Origin of the sequence: Leucobacter soli, from assembly GCF_042659205.1 — a bacterium.
Taxonomy (GTDB): domain Bacteria; phylum Actinomycetota; class Actinomycetes; order Actinomycetales; family Microbacteriaceae; genus Leucobacter; species Leucobacter soli.
In genome coordinates this window covers 1-1,432 of the sequence record NZ_JBHSRW010000365.1, presented here as the reverse complement: position 1 = coordinate 1,432, position 1,432 = coordinate 1, and the positions used below count along the sequence as shown (strand labels likewise).

Sequence of the window (1,432 nt, the reverse complement as noted above, 5' to 3'; positions counted from 1 at the left end):
GACGCGCCGGTCGCGGTGGTCTCGCGCCCCGGGGAGCGGCCGACGAGCCGCGCCGCGTACGTGCTGCTGCCGATCACCGCCGCCGCGACGCACGCGGAACGACTGCGCGCGCTGCGGGTGAGCGATGTCGCGGTGCTCGTGCCGAAGCTCGGCGAGACCCGCCTCGCCGAGGTCCGCGCACTGGGGCGCGAATCCGAGCAGATGGGGGCGCCGCTCATCGGCGTGCTGCTCCTCGCCGCCGAGAGCCGGGGCAAACGAGGCTGACACGCGGGCCGACGGGACGCGCGATCACGAAGGGGTGTCGACATGGGAGTCGTTCGGAAGGTCAAGGATCGGTCGCCGCGCTGGATCCGCGATTCGGCGGATCAGGCGACACGACGGTACGGGCTGCTCACCAGCGGGGCTCGGACGCTCCCGGACTATCTGATCACCGGGACGAAGCGGGGCGGCACCACCTCCCTGTACAACTACCTGCTGCGCCATCCGGGCGTCATGCGCATGTTCCCCGGGTCGCGCGACCTCAAGAGCACCGACTACTTCTTCCGCCGCGGGCGGAGCGAGGCCTGGTACCGCTCGCACTTCCCCACCACCGGGGAGCGCCGCCGCGCGGCGCAGGATCTCGGCTACGCGCCGGTCTGCGGGGAGGCATCGCCCTACTACTGCTGGGATCCGCGGGTCGCCCCCTTCGTCCGAGAGGTGGCGCCGGAGGTGCGGGCGATCCTGCTGATCCGGGATCCGGTGCGGCGAGCCTGGTCCCACTACCAGGAGCGCGTGCAGAACGGGGTCGAGCCGCTCGGGTTCTCCGACGCGCTCCGGGCGGAGGAGGATCGCATCGGCGAGGAGCGCACCCGCATGCTCGCCGACCCCGAGTACTACAGCCCCGCCTTCGACTGGTACGCCTACCGCGCGCGGGGCGAGTACCTCCCCCAGATCGAGAACTGGCTCTCGCACTTCTCACGAGACCGGCTGCTCGTGGTCCGCTCCGAGGATCTCTACGGCGACACGCAGGCGACCTTCGACCGCGTCTGCGCCTTTCTCGGCCTGCCGACCGTCGAGATGTCGACGCGGAAGACCTTCAACGCGACGTGGCGCACCCGGGACGACGTCCCCGACGACGCCCGCGAGTCGCTGAGCGAGCACTACGAGAGCCACAACGCGCGGCTCGAGGAGTTCCTCGGGGAGAGGCTGGGCTGGTGACCGCCGGCCGCGATGGTGCTCGCGGCGACGATACTCGCGGCGCCGGCGACTGCGGTCGTCTCGCGGCCGCGGAGATCGCGCTGGTGGCCGAGCAGCTGTGGCCCGGCTGTGCCCGGCCCGACTTCCGGGCCGTCGCGGGACCGGCGGGGACGACCGGATGGGTCGAAGTGGAGCGGCACGCGGTCCTGGAGCGCGGTGGGCGCATCGAACTGATCCTGCCCGCGCGCCGCACGGT

The 1,432-nt window shown here is 72.3% G+C and carries 3 protein-coding genes; all 3 read left to right on the top strand.

All coding sequences use genetic code 11. From position 1 onward, the window contains the following. Positions 1-264, top strand: a 264-nt coding sequence (locus ACFPZL_RS13195) for a hypothetical protein (protein WP_382335824.1), incomplete at its 5' end; no start/stop codon positions are given. A gap of 42 nt (positions 265-306) precedes the next feature. Further along, a complete protein-coding gene (locus tag ACFPZL_RS13190; RefSeq protein ID WP_218114601.1) occupies positions 307-1,197 on the top strand; it encodes a sulfotransferase domain-containing protein in 891 nt (296 codons plus the stop codon). Beyond that, positions 1,194-1,432: hypothetical protein (locus tag ACFPZL_RS13185; RefSeq protein ID WP_382335822.1), on the top strand; the 239-nt coding region annotated here is incomplete at its 3' end. The genes ACFPZL_RS13190 and ACFPZL_RS13185, both read left to right, overlap by 4 nt.